The sequence below is a fragment of the Caproicibacterium argilliputei genome, assembly GCF_029211325.2.
In the GTDB taxonomy this organism is placed as follows: domain Bacteria; phylum Bacillota; class Clostridia; order Oscillospirales; family Acutalibacteraceae; genus Caproicibacterium; species Caproicibacterium argilliputei.
On record NZ_CP135996.1, the window covers coordinates 831,794 to 852,844 of the forward strand.

General features: G+C 51.9%; 23 protein-coding genes. All 23 read left to right on the forward strand.

What is annotated here, in order from left to right; all coding sequences use genetic code 11:
• Window positions 1–260 precede the first annotated feature (260 nt).
• The 23 genes from PXC00_RS03930 to PXC00_RS04040 all read left to right on the forward strand — a co-directional run bounded on the left by PXC00_RS03930 (window position 261) and on the right by PXC00_RS04040 (window position 21,049).
• Window positions 261–557 carry a PDDEXK family nuclease gene (locus tag PXC00_RS03930; RefSeq protein WP_275846816.1) on the forward strand — a complete coding sequence of 99 codons (297 nt, stop codon included), beginning with the start codon at window positions 261–263 and terminating at the stop codon, window positions 555–557.
• Complete coding sequence (locus tag PXC00_RS03935) at window positions 554–1,933, forward strand: DEAD/DEAH box helicase (RefSeq protein ID WP_275846814.1); 1,380 nt, start codon at window positions 554–556, stop codon at window positions 1,931–1,933. Before PXC00_RS03930 ends, PXC00_RS03935 begins: the two co-directional genes overlap by 4 nt.
• On the forward strand, window positions 1,930–2,295 hold the full coding sequence (locus tag PXC00_RS03940; protein ID WP_275846812.1) for a hypothetical protein: 366 nt from the start codon (window positions 1,930–1,932) through the stop codon (window positions 2,293–2,295). Before PXC00_RS03935 ends, PXC00_RS03940 begins: the two co-directional genes overlap by 4 nt.
• A gap of 321 nt (window positions 2,296–2,616) precedes the next feature.
• On the forward strand, window positions 2,617–4,125 hold the full coding sequence (locus PXC00_RS03945; RefSeq protein ID WP_275846810.1) for an N-6 DNA methylase: 1,509 nt from the start codon (window positions 2,617–2,619) through the stop codon (window positions 4,123–4,125).
• 17 nt (window positions 4,126–4,142) lie between these two features.
• Window positions 4,143–4,238, forward strand: a complete 96-nt coding sequence (locus PXC00_RS03950) for a terminase small subunit (RefSeq protein ID WP_407654304.1) — start codon at window positions 4,143–4,145, stop codon at window positions 4,236–4,238.
• A gap of 420 nt (window positions 4,239–4,658) precedes the next feature.
• The gene (locus PXC00_RS03955; RefSeq protein ID WP_316935092.1) at window positions 4,659–5,159 is read left to right on the forward strand and encodes a terminase small subunit; all 501 of its coding nucleotides are present in this window, start codon (window positions 4,659–4,661) and stop codon (window positions 5,157–5,159) included.
• Window positions 5,146–6,369: a PBSX family phage terminase large subunit gene (locus tag PXC00_RS03960; RefSeq protein WP_316935093.1), complete on the forward strand. Its 1,224-nt coding sequence runs from the start codon at window positions 5,146–5,148 to the stop codon at window positions 6,367–6,369. The genes PXC00_RS03955 and PXC00_RS03960 overlap by 14 nt, the downstream gene beginning before the upstream one ends.
• 11 nt (window positions 6,370–6,380) lie before the next feature.
• Window positions 6,381–7,892, forward strand: a complete 1,512-nt coding sequence (locus tag PXC00_RS03965) for a phage portal protein (RefSeq protein WP_316935094.1) — start codon at window positions 6,381–6,383, stop codon at window positions 7,890–7,892.
• A complete protein-coding gene (locus PXC00_RS03970) occupies window positions 7,822–9,414 on the forward strand; it encodes a phage minor head protein (RefSeq protein ID WP_316935095.1) in 1,593 nt (530 codons plus the stop codon). The genes PXC00_RS03965 and PXC00_RS03970 overlap by 71 nt, the downstream gene beginning before the upstream one ends.
• Window positions 9,415–9,602: 188 nt before the next feature.
• Window positions 9,603–9,917 (forward strand): YjcQ family protein, encoded by a 315-nt coding sequence (locus PXC00_RS03975; RefSeq protein ID WP_275847160.1) that lies wholly within the window; start codon window positions 9,603–9,605, stop codon window positions 9,915–9,917.
• Window positions 9,918–10,022: 105 nt separating this feature from the next.
• A complete protein-coding gene (locus PXC00_RS03980; protein WP_316935064.1) occupies window positions 10,023–10,637 on the forward strand; it encodes a hypothetical protein in 615 nt (204 codons plus the stop codon).
• A gap of 1 nt (window position 10,638) precedes the next feature.
• Window positions 10,639–11,031: a hypothetical protein gene (locus tag PXC00_RS03985; protein ID WP_316935096.1), complete on the forward strand. Its 393-nt coding sequence runs from the start codon at window positions 10,639–10,641 to the stop codon at window positions 11,029–11,031.
• 2 nt (window positions 11,032–11,033) lie between these two features.
• Entirely contained in the window at window positions 11,034–12,062 is a 1,029-nt protein-coding gene (locus tag PXC00_RS03990; RefSeq protein ID WP_316935097.1) for a major capsid protein, read from the forward strand.
• A gap of 19 nt (window positions 12,063–12,081) precedes the next feature.
• A complete protein-coding gene (locus PXC00_RS03995; RefSeq protein WP_275846946.1) occupies window positions 12,082–12,498 on the forward strand; it encodes a hypothetical protein in 417 nt (138 codons plus the stop codon).
• The gene (locus tag PXC00_RS04000) at window positions 12,495–12,860 is read left to right on the forward strand and encodes a hypothetical protein (RefSeq protein WP_275846944.1); all 366 of its coding nucleotides are present in this window, start codon (window positions 12,495–12,497) and stop codon (window positions 12,858–12,860) included. The genes PXC00_RS03995 and PXC00_RS04000 overlap by 4 nt, the downstream gene beginning before the upstream one ends.
• Window positions 12,851–13,348, forward strand: a complete 498-nt coding sequence (locus tag PXC00_RS04005; RefSeq protein ID WP_275846942.1) for a hypothetical protein — start codon at window positions 12,851–12,853, stop codon at window positions 13,346–13,348. Before PXC00_RS04000 ends, PXC00_RS04005 begins: the two co-directional genes overlap by 10 nt.
• Window positions 13,349–13,352: 4 nt before the next feature.
• A complete protein-coding gene (locus PXC00_RS04010) occupies window positions 13,353–13,727 on the forward strand; it encodes a hypothetical protein (protein WP_275846940.1) in 375 nt (124 codons plus the stop codon).
• Complete coding sequence (locus tag PXC00_RS04015) at window positions 13,705–14,169, forward strand: phage neck terminator protein (RefSeq protein ID WP_275846938.1); 465 nt, start codon at window positions 13,705–13,707, stop codon at window positions 14,167–14,169. The genes PXC00_RS04010 and PXC00_RS04015 overlap by 23 nt, the downstream gene beginning before the upstream one ends.
• 14 nt (window positions 14,170–14,183) lie before the next feature.
• Complete coding sequence (locus tag PXC00_RS04020) at window positions 14,184–15,287, forward strand: DUF3383 family protein (RefSeq protein WP_275846936.1); 1,104 nt, start codon at window positions 14,184–14,186, stop codon at window positions 15,285–15,287.
• Window positions 15,288–15,301: 14 nt separating this feature from the next.
• A complete protein-coding gene (locus PXC00_RS04025; protein WP_275846934.1) occupies window positions 15,302–15,700 on the forward strand; it encodes a phage structural protein in 399 nt (132 codons plus the stop codon).
• 51 nt (window positions 15,701–15,751) lie between these two features.
• Window positions 15,752–16,057 carry a hypothetical protein gene (locus PXC00_RS04030; protein WP_275846932.1) on the forward strand — a complete coding sequence of 102 codons (306 nt, stop codon included), beginning with the start codon at window positions 15,752–15,754 and terminating at the stop codon, window positions 16,055–16,057.
• A 7-nt stretch (window positions 16,058–16,064) separates the two neighbouring features.
• Window positions 16,065–16,205: a hypothetical protein gene (locus tag PXC00_RS04035; protein ID WP_275846930.1), complete on the forward strand. Its 141-nt coding sequence runs from the start codon at window positions 16,065–16,067 to the stop codon at window positions 16,203–16,205.
• 2 nt (window positions 16,206–16,207) lie between these two features.
• A complete protein-coding gene (locus PXC00_RS04040) occupies window positions 16,208–21,049 on the forward strand; it encodes a phage tail tape measure protein (protein ID WP_275846928.1) in 4,842 nt (1,613 codons plus the stop codon).
• Window positions 21,050–21,051: the final 2 nt, after the last annotated feature.

The following is a 21,051-nucleotide window of genomic DNA, read 5'->3' on the forward strand; positions in this document are numbered from 1 at the left end:
GAGAATGATGGTATATACCGTATATACCGTTAAAAAACGAAGGGTATATAGCATCGGTATATATAAAAAATCGCATAAAATCAGTAGTTACAAGGACTTTATATACTGTATATACCGACTTTTTCTTAGGTAGATGATATTAGGCAAATAGAGAGATATTTTATAATACCTTCTGCCTAAATGCCTATATAGGCTAACAATCACGCGCGTGCGCAGGCGCGACTTATATATATGCGAATTTTTTAGGGAGGTTGATACAGATGCAGGAAAGCAGTATCGAACGATATTTGACGCAGCGAGTGAAAGCCTTGGGGGGCCGAGCGTACAAGTTTGTTTCACCGGGGAATGCAGGTGTGCCGGACAGACTGGTTTGCTTTCCGGGAGGGCACGCATGCTTCGTGGAGCTAAAGGCCCCCGGTAAGAAGCCGAGACCCCTGCAGGTTGCCGCGCAGGAGCAGCTAAGGCGGCTTGGGTTTGCGGTTGAGACGATCGACTGCAAGGAGCAGGTAGATGGCTTTCTCGACTACATCCGGTATCAGTGGGGGGTACCGGAATGAAGTACATACCACATGCTTACCAAGCGTATTGTGAGCAGCAGATTATTGAGAAGCCCGCGCTTGCCCTTTGGCTGGACATGGGTCTTGGGAAAACATCCATTACCCTTTCGGCAATAAACGAATTGAAATACAACCGGTTTGAGATTTTCAGAGTGCTGGTAATCGCCCCTAAAAAAGTGGCGGAAGCGACTTGGCAGGATGAAGCCCAAAAGTGGGACTACACAAAGCATCTGAAATTTTCAACTATCCTTGGCAGTCAGGCAAAGCGTATCCGGGCGGTCAATACGCCGGCCGATATTTACATCATCAACCGGGATAATGTCAAATGGCTGGTGGATTACTACCGCAATGACTGGCCATTCGACATGGTTATCATCGACGAGGCCAGCAGCTTTAAATCAAACAAGGCGCAACGCTGGAAGGCATTGAAATCCGTCCGGGGGCACATCAAGCGTATCGTAGAGCTGACCGGTACGCCCGCACCACACAGCCTACTGGACCTTTGGCCGCAGGTGTACCTACTGGACCAGGGGGAGCGCCTGGGGAAAACAATTGGCGGTTTTCGGGAGCGGTATTTTAATCCGGACAAGCGTAATGCGGTACAGGTTTTCACTTACCTGCCGAAAACTGGCGCTGAGGAATCCGTAAAAACCCTTTTGTCCGATATTTGTGTCAGCATGAAATCCGAGGATTATCTGGACTTACCCGCGCAGGTTGACGACCTGATACCCGTCGTCCTTGACCCTGCGGCACAAAGAGCCTATGACAAACTGGAAAAGGAAGCCCTGCTGCAGATTGACGAGCAGCTGATTGACGCTGGCAGCGCGGGGGTCCTCACGAACAAGCTTTTGCAGCTGTGCAACGGGGCTGTGTACGACGATAAGCGTGAAGTCGTGAAAATACACGACTGTAAGCTTGAAGCGTTCCTGGAGCTTGTGGAGGCCCTTAACGGGCAGCATGCACTTGTGTTTTATAATTTTCAGCACGACCGTGACCGGATCCTGGCGGCATTGAAAAAGACAAAATTGCGTGTCCGCGTGTTTGCGGGTCCACAGGACGAACGAGACTGGAATGCCGGCAAGATTGACATCTTGTTGGCGCACCCTGCATCCTGCGCCTACGGGCTGAACCTGCAGCAGGGTGGGCATCACATCATCTGGTTTGGCCTTAATTGGTCGTTAGAATTATACCAGCAGGCGAATAAGCGCCTGCACCGGCAGGGGCAGACGGAACCGGTGATTGTCCACCAGCTTGTAACCAAAAGCGGCGTGGACGAAGATGTAATCGCGTCTCTGCAGGATAAAGCGCACACGCAGGAGTCCTTGATGCAGGCGTTGAAAGCCAGAATCCGAAAAGCGAAAGGAGAAAAAGCATGACACGAGAACAGCTTGAAGATTATCCGAACATCGTCGCAGAGATTGCGGATCTGCAGGAGTATTTACATACCGTTGTTGGCGACACCGTGCAGGATGGCAGCAGCGGCTATCCGCACTCTATCCTGATACGCGGCCTGCCAGCCGGCGAAAAGGAGCGGCAGCGTATCAAGGCACTGGCTGCGCAGAAAATTGAAATTGAGCAATTTGTGGATGGCCTGCCGACAGCGCGGGAAAGGCGGCTGGCACGCGCCGTTATGAAATACGGTACACGTTGGGATGTCATACGCCGGGAGCTGCATAGTGCTAAGTCAGCGGATGCCGTGCGAATGGCCTACTGCCGTATATTTACAAAATGTTCATAAAAGCGTTCGTTTTGTTCGTTTTGTTCGTTTACAATGAAGAATAGAGAGTTCATAAGCGGGGACTCTTTCAGGTTTTTCATCTTTTCCTCCTAAATTTTATGCCGCCGCGTCGTGATGATGCCGCGGCATATATGCCGGCAAAGCCGCATGAGGCTCAGCCGGTAAACAATTACGGTTCTCCGGCATCCGCAAGAGCCGGATAAGCTACCGCAAAAGTTTTTGTCTTGTATTGGCAGCCCGGAAAAGACGGGCAAACCGAATATCCCAGGGCAACCCATTTCGGATCGCCCTTTTTGTGTTTGATCGGGGGGGAATAATAGCATGGAATTGTCGGAACTGACGCAATCAGTATGCAGCTTGCTTGACTGCGAAACAGAATCCATCGTTGATTCTGTCAAGAACGTCATTTTTTCAGATCGTAAAAACGATATCTTGTCTAAATACTTCGATCTGATTGGTGGAAACCTGCAAACAGACGAATTACAAAAGATATTTCAGTATTATTACGCCGATCGCAAAGAAAAATGTCAGGATTTCACGCCCAAAAGCATCGCAAATCTGTTAGCTTCTGAAGTTGTTACAGGTGCGAAATCAATTTACGACATGTGCGCCGGAAGTGGTGCACTGACAATTCAGGCATGGGTGCAAAATAAAGGCGCAATTTTTTATTGCGAGGAGTTGGACGATAACGTTATCCCTGTGCTGCTATTTAATTTAGCGTTACGTAATATTTCTGGCTATGTGATACACCGCGATGTGTTAACGCTGAAAGAAAAGGCCATCTATCGGCTGACCGCTGGCGATAGATTTTCGCGGATCGAGAGAATACTGGAGGCGCCGGAAATCAGTGCAGATGCTATTGTTTCTAATCCGCCATACAATATTCCGTGGAGCGCGCCGGAACCGTTGTTTGCGGACAAGCGCTTCAAAAAATGCACAATCCCGCCCGCGTCTAACGCAAACTATGCTTTTGTTTTGACGGCCTTAGATAGGCTTTCCGAGAATGGACGATGCGCGCTCGTTCTGCCGTGCGGGGCACTGACTTCCGCTGGGTCGGATAAAGAAATCAGGAGATATCTCTGCGACAATAGACTGCTTGAAAAAGTCATTGCGCTTCCGGGCCACATGTTTGAAGCCACCGATATTCCGACTTGTATTATGGTGTTTAGCCATGACAATAAGTGCATTTCCCTTTTTGACTGCCGAAAAAAAGTTGAGCAGGAAGATCGAGAGCAAAACGGCCAGTCTGGTGGTGCGAGCCATACAGGGCGTACATATCACAAAACGATCAATGTTTTGCCGGCCGCACTTATCGAAGCCTTGTGCAGCTCAGCGGAAGACATTCCGGAATTTTCACGTGTGGTCACGATAGATGAGATTTCAGATCAAGGATATGTACTCGCCCCGTCAAGATATATCCAGATTGATAGCGCCGGAAAAGGCCACAGGCCATACGGAGATATTATCGACGATATTAACCGGGTATCCCGTGAACGCAGCGTTTTAAAAATCACGGCGAATGAAACATTGGCAAAGCAATTGGGGCTGTTCGAAATTGCAGAATTGGAAAACAATGTACCGGGTTTAAACGCTACGTTCAAGATGTTTGATAAAAAATATGACAATAGGCATTTTATTCAACTGTCAAAAAACAAGAATGAATTAAAGATTGAGAATCAGGACAAGGAACTATTTTTGAGCTTGTTCTCGATTTTTTTACCCATGTGGAAACAGCACGTTATGTTTCTGAACCAAGAGGAAAACCGACTACTAGCAGAATTAAGAGATGCTATGCTCCCTGACTTAATGTCTGGGAAAATCCAAGTTTAAAGATGGAGGTGACCACCATGGCCAACAAACAGAAACGTTTCTGTGAAGAATACCTGATTGACCTGAATGCCACGCAGGCGGCCATCAGGGCCGTCCTTTTTGTTTGGAAGTGACAACACGCAGCGTGTGGATATAAATTGCGTCTGGAACGACTACCGCAAGGCGGATGTGCCGTACTGCATGCTACCAAGGCGTATTTATCAGGAGCAAGGCGTAAGCGATGATGACAGCACGATACATCAGCAAGCTAATAGCAACAGGCCACATACATGGGATACGGCAACGCATGAGTGATGTGCCCGCCGGTGCAAGCCCGGGGTATCTCACCAGCCAAACACAGCAGGGCGGCCTCGACGCTGCCCCTTGCTTGATGGCTTTTAACTGGAGGGCACGCAGGCAAGTAAGTCGTGTCTCTCTTTGCGATTTATTGGCAACCCAAATAATGGGCTGCTATTTTTATACCCAGAAGGAGTTGATACCATGGTACAGGTCTGGCCGCCGGGCGTAAGTCGCCTGCTGGGTGGTGGTCCGTAGTGGCGATTACAGAAAAGCAGAAACGATTTGCCGATGAATATCTGAAAGACCTCAACGCGACCGCAGCAGCGCGGCGAGCGGGATACAAGGACCCGAACTTCGGGCGTCAGCTGCTAACGAAAACTAACGTTTCCGCGTACATCCGGAAGCGGATGCAAGCCCAGCAGAGCCGCACGGAGATTACGCAGGATCGGGTGCTGCAGGAACTGGCTGCTGTTGGCTTTGCCCGCGGTACGGATTACGCCGAGATTACGTCCTCCGGCGGCGTTGTTCTGAAGCCGACTGAGAACTTGAGCGACCAGCAGAAAGCTGCGGTCACCGGCATCAAGGAAACGCAGGCTGGGGTCGAGGTCAAGCTTGCCGACAAAGTGAAAGCACTGGAACTGCTGGGAAAGCACCTAGGGCTGTTTGACGGCCCGGGTGTTGGTCAGTCTACTGAGGACCGTTTAGCCGATTACTTAACCGCACTGGAGGACAGCGTGAAGCATGAGCCTGAATAATCTATATCATCCAAAGCAAGTGGAAGTCCTGCGCCGAGCAATGACGCAGGATTATTTTATGCTGATCAATCACGGCGCGAAGCGTTCCGGCAAGACGGTTTTGGACAATGACCTATTCTTGTATGAGCTGCAACGGGTGCGTGCCAACGCCACGGCCGCCGGGGTTTCCAATCCGCAGTATGTGCTTGCGGCGGCGGACATTGGCAGCATTCACCGGAACATCTTGAACGAGTTGACCGGCAAATACGGCATCGAGTTCCATTTCGATAAATACAACCGCTTCACACTGTTCGGTGTGCAGGTGTGCTGTTTCGGGCACAGCAAGATTAACGACATGGGCCGTATCCGCGGCATGACCGCGTGGGGTGCGTACATTAACGAAGCCTGCGTTGCCAATGAGGAAGTCTTTGACGAAATCAAAAGCCGCTGTTCCGGCGAGGGTGCGCGCATCCTGATGGACACGAACCCGGCGGCACCGTCCCACTGGCTCAAGACTGACTATATCGATCAAGCGGATGGCAAAACGATTGTGGAATACCCGTGGCGGTTGGATGATAACACATTCCTCTCCGAGCGCTACCGCCAGAGTATCAAGACTTCCACGCCGTCCGGTATGTTCTATGACCGGGACATCAACGGTGCATGGGTGAGCGCGGACGGTATGGTGTACGCAGATTTTGACGCCCGCGTGCATTACATCATGGCGGAACAAGTGCCGGAAAGCCGCATTCAGAAATGGGCGGTCGGCGTGGATTTCGGCTGGGAGCATTACGGTTCCATGGTGCTATTAGGCATGGACGACACCGGCTGCTGCTATCTGGTCAAAGATAAGGCGGCGCAGCACCGGCACATTGCCCAGTGGATTGAAATTGGACGGCGGATTCAGGAGCGGCTTGGCAAGATTACGTTCTATTGTGATTCTGCCCGGCCGGATTTGATTGAACAGATGTGGGACGCAGGGCTGTTTGCTGTTAAGGCACGCAAAAGCGTGATTTCCGGCATTGCAGACGTTGCCAGTCTATTTAAGCAGCACAGGTTGTTGGTAGTTAAGGATGCAGCGGAGCGTTTCGACAAGGAAATTTACGGGTATGTGTGGAAGAAGAACGCGGATGAGCCGGTCAAAGTGAATGATGATGTGATGGACGCCCTGCGCTATGCGGTGGAGGGCATTCTGGATGATTCCGGTGTCAGCACCGGCCGCAGATTGTGAGGTGAGAGGATTTGAACAGCAAAAGCATTCCGGTGCGCAAAGAGTCGGAACTGTACCCGGACTTTGGTGCGGAGATTCGTGCCTTGGATGAGCAGGGGGCAACACCGGAACTGGTGAGCCGGATTATTGAGCGGCACAAAGACTGTCGGGAACGCATGACTGCTTTGTACAGAAGATACGAGGTTCTGGACGGTCATGTGCCGATTTTTAACCGGCAGCCCCGCTTTGCAGAGGATGAAACAGCCATCAACAACCGTATCAGCAACGACTTTTTCGGGGAAATCTGCGACTTTAAAATTGGATATTTTGCTGGAAAACCCATTGCATACAGCTACAACCGCAGCAAGGACAGCACAGAGGACACCGGCGGCGAAGAAGCGGTTGAGGAAATTGCAAAGGCGCTTTCGGACTTTGTGGCGCTCAACAATTTTCCCGATGTGGATATGGAACTGACGAAGTTTGCCACGGTCTGTGGTTACGCCGGTCGTCTGCTGTATTATGACACAGATGGGCAGGAACGGGTACGGTGTGTCAAGCCATTCCAAGCGGCGATTCTGTCCCGTACCGGCGACATGACGCAGCCGGATTACGCCGTCTGGTATTATCCGGTCACGGATTTGAACGGCAGCACAAAGCTGCATGCAGAGTTTTACAGTGCCGGCCCGCTGCAGGTGTTTGAGGGGCAGCTTGGCGCGCTGGAAGAAACAGAACTCCCAGCAAAGCAGGCGGCAAATCTGTTTGAGCGCTGCCCGCTGCAAGGAGTCCCGAACAATCTGGAGATGCTGGGCGATGCCGAAAAGGTTCTACCGCTGATTGACGACTACGACCGTTCCCTTTCCGACCAGAGCAATGATGTGGAGAGCTTTGCAAGCGCCTATATGGTTTGGGACAACGTGCAGGCAGGCGATAAGGACATCGAGCGCGCGCAGAATTCCGGCACCATCATCACGCGGTCGAAGGATGGCGGCAAGGTTTACTTTCTGACCAAAGATGGCGACAATACGCTGGCAAAGGAACATCTGGACCGGGTAGAGGACAACATCTACCGTTTTTCCAAGACGCCGAACCTCAATGATGAGGCGTTCGGCACGGCCTCCGGCATTGCGTTGAAATTTCGGTTGACCGGCTTAGAAACCAAGTGCGGAATGTTTCAGGCGAAGATGCAGAGCGCGGCTACTTACCTGTTCCGCTGCCTGTCCACGGCATGGGCAAAGCGGCACCTTACGCTGGACCCGTTGGAGGTTGATCTCAAGTTCAGCCGCAATTTTCCACTGGATTTACTCAGCGAAGCACAGGCGGCACAGCAGATGATTGCCGCCGGTCTGCCGAAGCGTGTGGCATACAGCCTTGCATTCCCGGAGATTGACGATGTGGATGAGGTCATGCAGGAAATTGACGCGGAAAAAGACGACATTCCGCCGCTGGATGCAGAGGATGGGCAGGTGACAGAGGATGGCACGACCGACGATGGGCGAGCTGCAGAAGCTGCTAACGCAGGTGCGTCGGATCGCAGAACACCGTGAAAAGGGTTCCGAACAGGAGATACGCCGTACTTACCGGGATTTGCTGAAGGACCTGCGCGCTTTTTTGGGGGAACGCTATGAAAAGCTGGCGGAGGATGACAAGCTGGATTATGCAATCTTGCAGCAGAAAGGCGAGTTCGCCCACTTTATTGAGGATGTGGAGAGGTTAGTGGTGCAGCACACCGAACCGGCTGCGCAGAGTATTCAGAAAGTCGTGGAAGATACCTATTCGCTGTGTTGGCAGGGCATGCAGGACGCGGTGAAGCAGTCTGTCGACGGTCAGCAGTTACATACCGCTTTGCAAGGTCTGCGCGGTGTTACACCGGAAGTTGTGAAGCAGGCGGTAAACAACCCGATTTCCGGTTTGACACTTACCACGCGCTTACAGAAGCACCGGCAGGATGTAATTTACGGCATCAAGCAGCAAATCGGCATCGGGCTGACACAGGGTGACACTTACACAACCATGGCACGGCGGGTTGCGGGGGAAGTGGATGGCGACTACCAAAAGGCAGTGCGCATTGTCCGCACAGAAACGCATCGGGTGCGGGAAGCCGGGTTTCATGATGCTGCCGAGGAGGTTCACGAGTCAGCACAGCAGGTCGGGTACGGCATGGCCAAGACCTGGCGCACGATGCTGGATGAACGTGTGCGCCCGCAGCACCGCTACAGGCGCGGCAAGCATTGGGTGACCGTCATTCGCGGGCCGTACAACCATCAGAAGATGGAGGGTGTGACGGTTCCGGTTGACCAATCCTTTGACTTGGGCGGCGGCGTTACCACAAAAGCCCCGGGGCAGAGCGGCGTCGCCGGGCAGGATATTAACTGCCGGTGCTTCTTGGAGTACAACCTCAAAAAGTTGGAGAATGCGGAGGGTGAGCGGTCGGACAACATGGAAAGCGGCGTTCAATTGTACAGGCCCGTTACGGTTGATACAGAAAATTTAGTGGATGTGCGGCGCGGCGCAAGGACGATTTCTTTACAACAAGTCACCTCTGCGCGCAACGAAGTATTCCTTTCTAAAGAAGTTCAGTTAAAGCCAAAGCAACTGCACACGCTTGACCGGTATGCGGAGAAAGCGGCAAAAGCGCTGCGTGTTTCCAATCAAACGAAATTGCCACCCATTTATGTGATTTCCAATGCGGAAATGCAGACTACGGCGGTTGCGGCATATAGTCCCGTTAAAAATGTACTGTATATGACCGAAGAAACCTGCGACGCAGAGGCACTGTTGAAACTTCAGAAAAGCATGGCTTGCCCTGAAAATCCATGCAGCACCATCTTGCATGAACTGATTCATTGGCAGGATGCCGAGGCTTATAGGAAAGTACACGGTGAAATAGTCGATTACCAAAAGTACATAGAATACGTCAATGAAAAAGCACGCAAGGCGCTTGAAAAGCTGAAAGAATCAGGCTATAATATTGATGAGATTAGTATGTACGCATCAAATGAGTATTCGCGAGACAATTTTGCGGAGCCCTATACGGAATACCGCGTGAAGCAACTTTTGAAGGAGTGATAATATGCGTCTATATACAGATAGAGAAAAAATTTTGGCGGAGATGTGCAGACCATATTACGCGAAGAATAAGCCGGGAATTATAGAGTCGGCTCCGCCGGAGATTAAAAAAGCCTTTGAAGAATTCCTTAGAATTGGGAAGGAAGAAAACGCAAAATACGCAGCCCTGATGTAAGAAAGGAATGCTAATGGACAATTTTCGTATTCTCTATAAAATCCTGCGCATCTTAGAAAAAGCCATGGATGTAGAAGAATTCGATTCCTCCACAATTTCAGCTGAAAGTTTAAAAATCAGCGAAGCACGGTGGTGCAACCTGATGGAGATGCTTTCAGATGAGGGCTATGTGAAAGGGGTTCATGTTTCGAGGTCTTTGGATAATGAGGTGCTCGTTTCAGTGTCCAACCCGCGAATTACATTGAAAGGTCTTGAATATCTGCAGGAAAACAGTTTGATGAAAAAAGCAGCAAACCTTGCAAAGGGTGTCGCTGATATAATTCCGTAAGCCGCCCGGCAGCAGCCCGGCGGTATTTTTATACCCAAAACGTCCTGAGCAAGACGCTAAAAGGCTCCTTTGCCATGCAAATTTTTAACAAGGAGGTAGTTTTTAATGGCAGAAGAAACAGCGGCCGCACAGGCGGCAGGAATAGAGCCCGCAGCCACTTTGGAGCAGGCACCGCCCGCGGCAAAAGAAACGGATAAACCTGCGGACAGTAAAGGGCAGGACGACTCCGCTGCTATCAGTACCCGCCTTACCGCGGCGGAAAAACTGGCGCGGCAGTCCGCGGAGGAAAACAAAACACTCCGGGAGGAATTAGACAAGCTGCGCCGGGCGCACCTGTCTGACGAGGAACTGCGGGAAGATGACCGGAAGCGGAAAGACGAGGAACTGACTGAGCGGGAAAGCAAGCTTCGGGAGTCAGAAAACCGCTTCTACACTGTGCAGGCACTCAAAAAAGCAGGGTTGGACGATGGCAGTGAAAATTCGCTGAAACTGGTGGATTTGATTACTGGCGGTGCACCGCAGGACCAGGGCGGCATTGACACGCGCATTAAGGCGGTCAGCGTATGGCTCAAACAGCACGATAAGGAGCTAACTGACAAACTCTTTAAGGCAAACGGCCGTACACCCGGCGAGGGAAGCAGTAGCACTGCCGGTGCTTCCGGACTCGGCGTTCGCGCGGCGCAGCGGTATGCGCAGAAATTACATTTAGGAGGCAAGTAATATGGCAGACACAGCAACCGGTGGATATTTCAGTTCTGAATCCACCACAACAGCCCCAAACTTCCTTGGCGGTGAAGTTGGGCTGATTACAAAAACGTGCCAGGTACCGGCGGCACTCGGTGTACAGGACGGCAGCCGGAAGTATGTGGCGGGCGGTACGATTTTACCCGCCAATGATGCGACGGCCAAAGGCGTTTTGCTGCAGGATGAGGACGTGACAGACGGGGACCGCATTGGTTCCATGATTACCTCCGGCCACCTGCTGGGGAATATGCTCCCGACCGTGCCCAGCGCAGCGGCTGTTACTGCTTTGCAGGCGCAGGGGTTATATTTTGATGATATGACTGCTTCAGGAGGTACTACAAGCGGGAGCAGTTCGACTGGAGGGAAATAATTATGAATTTGATGGAAGCAATCACAGACAAGGATTTGCTGGATTTTTCGCAGAATTTCAGCGTTGCCCGCAGTTACACCGGTGACACGCTGTTTCCGGATGTGAAAACGGAACACCTGCAGGCGGAATATTTCCGCTTGGCGGATGAGCCGAACCTGCCGACGCTTGCGATGGTGCACGGTTTTGATACCGAAGCGGCAATCGGCAGCCGAAAGAATCTGGAACACATGACCGTTGAAAAGTTGCTGATTAAAGAGAAGTTGAACCTCTCCGAACGGATGCGTTTGCTGCTGGATCATGGTGTAAAGGAAACGGCTCTGATTGACAGCCTGTTCGACGATATGGGGAATTTGGCGGAAACCGTAAAAGCCCGCACGGAAGCCATGAAGATGGAAGCGCTCCAGACCGGCAAAGTGACCGTCAATGAAAACGGCGTCAATCTGGCGATGGACTATGGTGTGCCGAAAGCAAATGTAGTTACTGCAGACTGGTCTAATGCGGATGCGGATATTCTTGGCATCCTGCAAACATGGATTGACCTGGGAGCAGACAAGGGGCAGGCTCTTAGCAAGGGTGTGACGTCCACGAAAATCATGAGGGCAATCCAGAAAAATGCGAATATCCAGAAAGCAATCCATGGCACCGCGGGCGTTGGCGTGTTTACGTCAGCGCAACAGGTCAATGAGCTGCTGTCCGCGATGTTTGGTGGTCTGACACTTACGGTGGATGATGAACGGTATTCTACAAGTCCCGATAAGAACGGCAAACGTACCAGCAAGCGTTTCTTTGCGGAAAATGCGCTGACACTTTTTGCACCCGAAAACAACGGTACCGTTGGCACCGGCCTTTGGGGTGTCACGCCGGAGGAAGAAGTTAGTGGTCCGTACAGCGAAAAGTCTGCAAAGCAGTTTATTACTCTGTCCCGCTGGAAAACGGCAGACCCGGTCGCAACATGGACAAAAGCATCTGGCTTATTCATTCCGGTTCTTCCGAACCCGAACGGGCTGGTATGTGCAACGATTACTGTTTAATTAAAGGAGGACTTTTATCATGGCTTACACACCTACGGATTGGAAGAATGGCGATATCATCACTGCTGACCGGCTGAATAAACTGGAGCAGGGCGTCAGCAATGAGCAGATCGGCCCGCAGGGCCCGAAAGGCGACACTGGCGAGGCCGGCAAGGACGGCGTAACGCCGCAGCTGCAAAGTAACGGCACCGAGATTCAGGTATCCACGGATAACGGCGGCACTTTTAAAACGCTGGTAGCACTTTCTACGCTGACAGGGCCCCAGGGGGCTGCAGGCGCTGACGGTAAAGACGGCAAGGATGGGAAAGACGCAACGATTACCCCTGCTGCCGCAGTTGCAGACGTTGCAGAGGGTGCCGATGCGGATGCCCTGCGTACAACCGTCAACGCGCTGCTGGCGAATCTGCGGGCAGCGGGGCTGCTGGCAAGCGCATGACTGCGGATGAGTGGAGCGCTGCAGGCATTCCGCTCCCGGACGAGCAGCCGGAAACGCTGCTGATGACAGACGCAGCGCTGGGGTGGATTGCAGAGCATACTACGCTCGACGTGGAGAATCCGCAAGGCCTACCGGCCAGTGCAAAGCTATTTGTGCTGAAATATCTGGAGGTCATGCAGCTTAGTGCAGGCGTGACGGCTGAAACCATCGGCGGCGGTGCGGGAACGAACCTGTCCCAGAGTTTTGACACAGCATCCAAAAGCGATTTGTTGGCGCAGTATGCTGCGGAACTACTGGGTACGAATTTAAAGGCAGATGTACATTTTGTATCCGCAAAAGGTAGGTGGCGGCCATGCCGGTAGTTTGGAAGACTGTGAAAAACGACTTTCCCAAAATGGAAGCGGCTGTGAAAAATTTAAACGACCGCTCCGTTGAAGTCAGCTCCAAAGGGGAAAATGCGTGGCTTGCAGGGATTCATGAGTACGGCTGCCACATCAAAGTGACAGAGAAAATGCGTGCCTGGTTTGCGCGCAATGGCTATCCGCTGAAAAAGACAACTACAGAGATAGTCATCCCGGAGCGCTCCTTCCTGCGGGCTGGTTTTGACGAATATGCTGAGGATGTCGTGGACGTGTACGAAGATGCATTGGGCAATACCCTTGGCGGTACAATGCCGGTCGAACTGTTTTTGCAGGGAATTGGCTTAGAACTGGCGACAAAAATCAAGAAGTACGCGCGTGATCTTTCCAGCCCGCCGGACAGCCGCATGACCACTGAGCGCAAGGGCAGCAGCAATCCTCTGGTGGACACCGGCAGCATGATTGAGTCGATTAGCTATGAGGTGAAGTGAAGTAATGGCAAAACTGTTTGACTTTGCCCGACTCATCAAGAAGTATGCGGATGTATTTACCTTTCAGGGTGCTGTCGCCGGCGGCAGTTACAAGGGCGGTCAGTGGGTGCCGGGCGCGCCGCCGGAACCGGTGAAACTGCAGGGAGCCATTATGCCGCTTTCGGAGCAGCGTGTCTATCAGTCCGGCGGCACCTATACCACACAGGATAGGCAGCTGTATTTGTACCGTCCGCTGCCGGATGCACTGGACGGAGCGAAAGTGGGGTATCAGGGGCACACCTACAGTGTGGAACAGGATGTTGACTGGAGCGCCTATGCGGACGTGTATGCATATGTTTTAAGGCGGGTGAGCAAGTTTGAAAAGTCTGCGGGAAATTGAAGCAGCTGTTGCGGACGGTTTGCAGGTATATCTGAAATGCCCGGTCATCCGTTCGAACCAGACGGCACCGGTACCACCGTATCCGTATGTGTCCTACACGATTACCACACCGGTACAATCCGGCGGAACATGGGCGACCGGGGAGGATGGCCGGCAATTTATCGACTTGCCGCAGGTGTGGAGCTTTACGGTGCAGGCGGCTGATGATATGCAGGCGCTGCAGCTGGCGATGGACGCTTTCCAGTGGTTTGACACAGAAGCAGGGCATTTTTACTTGAAGCAAAATGAAATTGCGGTGCAGCGCGTGGGAAGCATCGGAAACCGGGACAATCTGCTTTCCATCGAGTACGAATACCGAAAAGGTTTTGACGTGACGTTCCTGCTGCGATATTACACGAAGCAGAGCGTGACAGAGATTAACGGAACGATTGATACCATTTGAGAAGGAGGCCAATTATGGCAGATACAAAAGTGGGAACTGCAAAAGTCGGCGCGTCCGCTGTCGGCGCGGTAAGCGCCGGGAACGTGACATCCAGTGATATTAAAGTGCAGCTCTCCTTGGTAAAGGCAGTCGGGAAGTCGGGGTTTGGTATCCCGCTGATTCTGGCTGGAGGGCAGGATCAAGAAATTCCCTACACGGAATGTCTGGATCTGGACGAAGTGCGTGCAGTCTGCGGCGTAAACAGCGTGATTTATACGGCGGCGGCGTTGATGCTGGCACAGAGTACAGAGCGCTTTAAAATTGCGGTGCGTGCCGTGACCGGAAAAAGCGCGGAGGAAATTCCAAACCTGCTGGGGAAGGATTGGCGGCAGCTGGTTGTGCCGACGGAGGGAGCCGATGGGGAAAGTACCGTGGAGGAACTTTCAGATGTTGTTGAAGCAACTGACCGGATGTATTTTGCAACGGTGCGCGACTTGAACACGGTGCCGGAGGCAGCCTATTCAGGCATTCAGGACGGTCAGCCTGCACAGATTGCACGGGATCGTACAGTCGGGTTTTATTATCCACAGAAGGGCGTTTACGCCACTGCAGCGCTGGTTGGTAAGATTGCGCAGAAGCAGCCGGGCACTTACACCTGCAAGAACTTGATTTTGGATAATTTGCAACCACTAGAGTTGGACGACACTATGGTGCAGTCTGTGCAGGATAAAGGCTGTCTGACTTTTGTTACCAAGGCGGGCGACAACGTGACAACTGAGGGGAAAACCATTGGCGGCGAGTACATCGACATTGTAGACGGTAAGGACTACATTATTTACCGGATTCAGCACGACAGCCAGAAGATTCTCAATCAGTCGGACAAGGTGCCGTACAACGACAATGGCATTGCGCAGTTGGAAGCTGCCTGCGTCGGCGTTATGAAAGACTGCTATGGGGACGGCAATCTGATTATCGCCACCGGCGATGACGGAAAGCCCGCCTACACGGTGCAGTATGGAAAGCTGTCGCAGACCAGCGCTGCGGAGCGGGCCAACCGGCACTATTCGCTCGGGCGGTTCAGCTTCAGTTTGCTGGGCGCAATCCATAGCGCTGACGTAAACGGCAGCATTATTATTTAAGAGGAGGGACGAGAATGTACACTGTATATGACCCGAAAGACAGTACCGTCACAGTCGGCGGCATATTGATTACCGGCTTTGGTGACGATATGATTTCCGGTGAAAAGAACGAAGATGCGATTGACCCGGAGGTCGGCGCGCAGGGGGATGTGGTTGCAAATGTTTCTAATAACAATCTCGGAAAGGTAACGCTTTCCGTGCAGGTCGGCTGTCCGCAGTATGCGTACCTGTTGGGGCTGGCCGCATCGCATGAGGCAGTGCCCGTATGGGCGGTTAACAAATCCATCAAAGAACGCTTCGGCGGGCAGCAGGCTATGCTGACAAAGTTTCCGGATGTGAAGAACGCTTCCAAAGCGGAAGCCCGGTCGTTTGTATTCACTGTTTTTGACTATGTAGTCGAATCGACCGATTAACAGAGCCGCTTTTGGGCGGTATTTTTTATATTCAAATGGAGGTAATTTTATATGGCAGTCAAACCGTATCAGGTCAAAAAAGAATTTGGCGGAAAGACCTACACTGCACAGTTTAACGGCGTGAGTGCAGCGCTGAAAGCGCAGGACAGCTGGAACCTTGACGGTACCGATATTACCAGCAACGAAAAGATGGCGGACTACATTCTGGAAAACGTCATTGTGGACCCGCACGGTTTAACACCGGATGATTTCGATACCACCCGGGCGCTGAACGAAGTGATTGTTTGGGGCCTGCAGGTTATGAACGGCGGCTTTCGTCCCGATACTTCCGCAGAGGAAGTTAAAACAAAGAGCTAACAATCATTTGGCGTACTGGCGGTTGATTTTTGACGGTGGATTGGACTATAACACGGTATGGAATCAAATGACGCCGGCCGAGATTGACGAAGCAAACGCGGCTCTGGATTGCCTGCAGGAGTTGCGCAATCAAAGTAGGGAGGGGTAAGCATGGGGAAGAACGTTGTTCGTGAGGATGTTGTAAAAATTAGCTACGAGGCGGACGGCGAGAGCCTGCAGTCCCTCTCGCAACAGGTAGACAAGCTCGGCAGCGGGGTTACAAGCTCCGTTTCAAAGGCCGACCGGCAGTTTGCCCGTATGGGCAGCCAGGCACAGAGCTTGTCGCAGAAATTCAGCGGTACGGGTGCAGCCGCAAAAAACGGCTTAGGGGCTATTTCCCCGGCAGCCAGTGCCGCAGGCAGCGGTGTTAAAAAACTGAGCAGCAATGTAGAAACACTGTCCTCAAAGCTGTCGAGCGCCGGGAAAAAGCTGCAGTCCTTTGGCAAGGGAGCGAGTAACCTCGGCGGCAAACTGTCGCTGGGAATCACAGCTCCGATTCTTGGCGTCGCAACAGCCGCTGTAAAAGTCGGCAATGATTTTGAAGCGGAAATGAGCCGCGTCAAGGCAATTTCCGGCGCAACGGGGAATCAGTTTCAGAAGCTCTCCCAGCAGGCAGTTGACCTGGGCGCACAAACAGCGTTCAGTTCCAGCGAAGCTGCAACCGGCATGGAAAATTTGGCTTCGGCCGGCTTTACGGTCAATGAGATTACAGAAGCTATGCCTGGCATGCTTAACCTTGCAGCGTCTAGCGGCGAGGATTTGGCAAACAGTGCGGATATCGCCGCATCTACCCTGCGCGGCTTTGGGCTAGCCGCCAATCAAGCGGGACACGTCGCGGACGTACTCGCCAAAAATGCTGCCGATACCAATGCAGCAGTGGCGGACACCGGTCTTGCCATGAAGTACATTGCGCCGGTCGCGCAAAGCGCAGGCTGGTCGCTCGAATCTGTCACCGCTGCCATTGGCTTGATGTCGAATGCTGGCGTCAAAGGGGAACAGGCTGGTACCACGCTGCGTGGTGCGCTGACGAATCTTATGAATCCGTCTGACGTTGCGGCAAAATCCATGAAATCCATTGGCTTTTCGGCTTATGACGCGCAGGGTAAGATGAAGCCCTTGTCACAGATTGTCGGAGAGCTGAGCAGCAAAACTGCTAATCTGTCTAATAAGCAACGTGACCAGGTTATTGCCACGATTATGGGCACAGAGTCCCTCTCCGGGATGCAGGTACTGCTCAAAGACGGCAAGAGTAGCCTGGATCAGATGACAACCTCCCTGCAAAATTCCAACGGTGCTGCGGATGAAATGGCAAAAACCATGCAGGACAATACCAAGAGCAGCATTGAGCAAATGACGGGCTCGCTGGAAACGGCTGCGATTACGGTACAGAAAATGCTGGCACCGTCCATTAAGGAGGCCGCAGACAAAGTTACCGAGCTGGCAAATGATTTTGCCAAGCTGGATTCTAATACGCAGGGCACGATTTTGAAAATTGCAGGTGTCGCTGCGGCAGCAGGGCCTGTCATAAAAGCAGTGGGCGGTACTGCTACCGCCATTGGCAAAGTGACTTCTCTGCTGGGCAAGGCAGGTTTGTCAAAAGGTGCAGCTGCCGCGACAGAGAGCATAGCGGGTGTGGGGAAGGCGAGTACCGGTCTGTCCGCCGCACTCAGCTTAATTCCCGGCCCACTGAAAATCATTGCGCCGCTTGCAATTGCCGCCGGAGTGGCTATTGCGCTTGGAGTAAAGCACGCGCGGGATGAAGCGGTCAAAGCAGATTTGGCAAAGCGGTTCGGCGATATTACGCTGTCTGCGGAGGAATGTGCGGATGCTGCCAAAAAGCTTTCCTCCACACCGTGGACGATCAAACTGGATGCTGTCAGCGACGCGAAGAGCAAAATTGACGGTTTTAAAAAGAGCGTAGATACCGCCGCGGCAGAGATGGAGAAGTCCGAGTGGAAAGTCAACATGGGCCTGAAACTTTCCAGCGACGATCAGAGTAGCTTTAAAGAGTCCGCGGACAGTCTGGCGGAGAATGCCGTGAAGTATCTGGAGCAGAAGCACTATACCGCCAATTTGGCGATTGACGCGATTATGATGCCCGGCAGCACAGATACTTCCAAGCTGGCGAGCCTGACAGACGGTTTTTACTCTGCACAGCAGACACAGATGCAGAAGCTGGGTGATGACCTGAAGAGTACGGTCGCAGATGCACTGAAAGACGGGGTTGTCACCGCAGACGAAATCGGCGGCATTCAGGCTTTGCAGACGAGTATGCAGGGCATGGTGACTAAGGCCGCGAATCAGGAATACACGGCGAAGCTGAAAGCACTGTCTGTGACAGCCTCTGCCGGTGGGCTGACGGCGGACAGCTTCAAAAATTTGACTACAGAGATTGGCAAGCAAACAACAGACGCACTGAGCAAAGCGGACGATTCCCTCAAAGTTGTAGTATCCGAACTGGATATGCAGCTCGCGAACGGGGCCATTACGCAAAAGGATTATGATAGCCTTGTGAAATCTGCGCAGGACAGCCTGAACCAGCGCAAGGCCGACCTGCAGATGAAAAACTATTCTATTACCATGGAACCACTTGCGGATAAGTACAAGTCTGAACTCAGCTCCGCTAGTAGTACATTGGACTCGGGGCTTTCTACCGACTTTTTAGGTGGTATTATTCCAGGAAGCAGTGTCGTGAAATCTGCTTATAGCGGTATTAGTTCCGAGGCGCGAGATGGCTTGAAGAAAATGGTCGAATCGGCAAAACCTCAAACTGATGAGATGGAAAAGACAAAACAAGCATGGATTGATGAGGGCAAAGTTCCTCCAACCGCTTTCATGCAGAGTATGCAAAAAACTTATGAATTGCAAGCAGCTTCTGGCGATATAACGCATCAATTTGACTTGTTGGCTGGAAAAATAAACAGTTCAAGTGCTACTCGAAAAGTATATGAATCAATGGCAAAAGCCGGAGAAGAAATTCCAAAAGAGTTGTCCGATGCACTGAAAAATGAGTACGGACTTGTTTATGAAGCGGGCAAAGGACTGATTCAAAAAGTTACGCCCGAACCGTCCCAGCTTGACGCCGTTAAAAAAATGCTACAGGAAACAGGCTTTCAGGTTCCGGATACATTGGCAAAAGCCATCAATGACAAGGGGACGGATGTTGCCTATCAAGTAAAAGACCTGCTGAGTACGCTCCAAGAGGGCTATGGCCTGGATTCAAACCAGATTGTTTCGCTGTACACAGACATGGGGCTGTCCATCCCGAAGGCTTTGGCTGACGGGCTGGCAAAGCAGGAACCGGCGGTGCAGCGCGAAGTTTCAAAAATCATGATGGACTTAGAGGGCGGCACGCACCTCGACCAATCACAAATCGAAACCTTTTTCAAAGGATTCAGCAAAGATTTACCGGATTCTTTGTCCAAACAGGTGGCGGGGCTTAAAGACAGCGCTAACCAGAAAACATCCATGACATCCCTTACGGATATGCTTGGTGGGCAGGCACTGAACAAGTCACAGACACAAAGCTTGCTTTCAGGCATGAACATGGGCAAATTTACAGGCTTGTCACAGGGCATTTCTAAGACAGCAGATTCGAATAAGCAGATGCAGGTTGTCAAGGAATTGGCGTCCTTGAGTCAAAATGTGAAACTGAAATCCGATGACTTGAAAACGTTATTTACCAATTTGAATGCCAATTTGCCGAAGTCCATCACCGATTTAATTGCGAATATGAACAGTGCTGCTAAGCAAAGTGAAGCAGTCAATTTGTTTGGGAGACTTTATACTGGCGCGCAGCTTGGGGCAAACGAACTGAAAAGCTTGACAAAATCTGTGGGCATTGCTTTACCGGCTGGACTCATTTCTTCTTTGGCACAGAAAAGCCCCGCAGCACAGCAGGCAGCGGTCAGTTTGTTTCAGTCGGTGCAGAGTGGCGTTCAGGCTTCTTCCAGTCAACTTAAGTCTTACTTATCTTCTGTGGGCATAAGCGTGCCAAAGGGACTGATTACGAATCTTTCGGAGTCAAAGCCGGCAGTGCAAAATCAAGCAGTACAGCTGCTCTCTACCATCGGTACGGCTGCGGATTCTGAAAAGCCGGCACTGCTTTCTACCCTGATTGAAACCGGTGGCGAAGCGGGCACAGCGCTCATGAAAGAAATGGGCTTGAAATTTGGAGCTAATGGCACTTTGGTTTACACTGCAAAAGGCAAAGCGAACCAAGCATTTAAAGAAATGGACAGTGCAATGCTTGAAAAGCTATTGAGTTCGCCAAATCTCGCCAAGATTTTAAATTCAAAATCGGTAGCTGAAAAAGCGACCGCTGAAATGCAAAATTATCTGCAACACGCTACGCTCCCCTCTCCTACTATGAATTCATCCAACCTTTTGGCTTCAGTACAATCATTGAATAAAGAGGTACAGGACTATTTTGCGAATCATCCAGCAACGCAGACTGTCTATATCTCATCTGTCGGAACATCGTGGAAAGGTAGTGACGGCAAGATTCGCACCATGGGACCCGCGCAGGCCCCGGAACTTTCGGCTGGCATAGCAAAGCCTAAAGCCGCAGGCGGCTTGGTACAGCGGCATCAATTGTACCAAGTTGCTGAACAGAACCGCAAAGAAATGGTAATTCCTTTGGAAACGCACCACGAGCGCGCGGTAAATCTCTGGCACCAGGCGGGGCAGATGCTCGGCGCTGCAAGTGTAGCTTCACCGACAAGCCTAAAGGTCAGGGAGCCGCAAACCTCTTATGTGCCGCTGTACCCGTCTGCGGGAGGGCGTACCTACAACGATCACAGTGTTTATGCACCAGTGTTTCAGGCAAACTTTGCATCCAATACGGCAAGCGACCGAGAGCAGGAGCGCAAGGTGAAAAAGTGGGTTTCGGACGCCATTCAGTCAGTGCTGGAAAGCAGGGACCGCCGCAACCCGGCGGCGATGGAAGTGTGAGG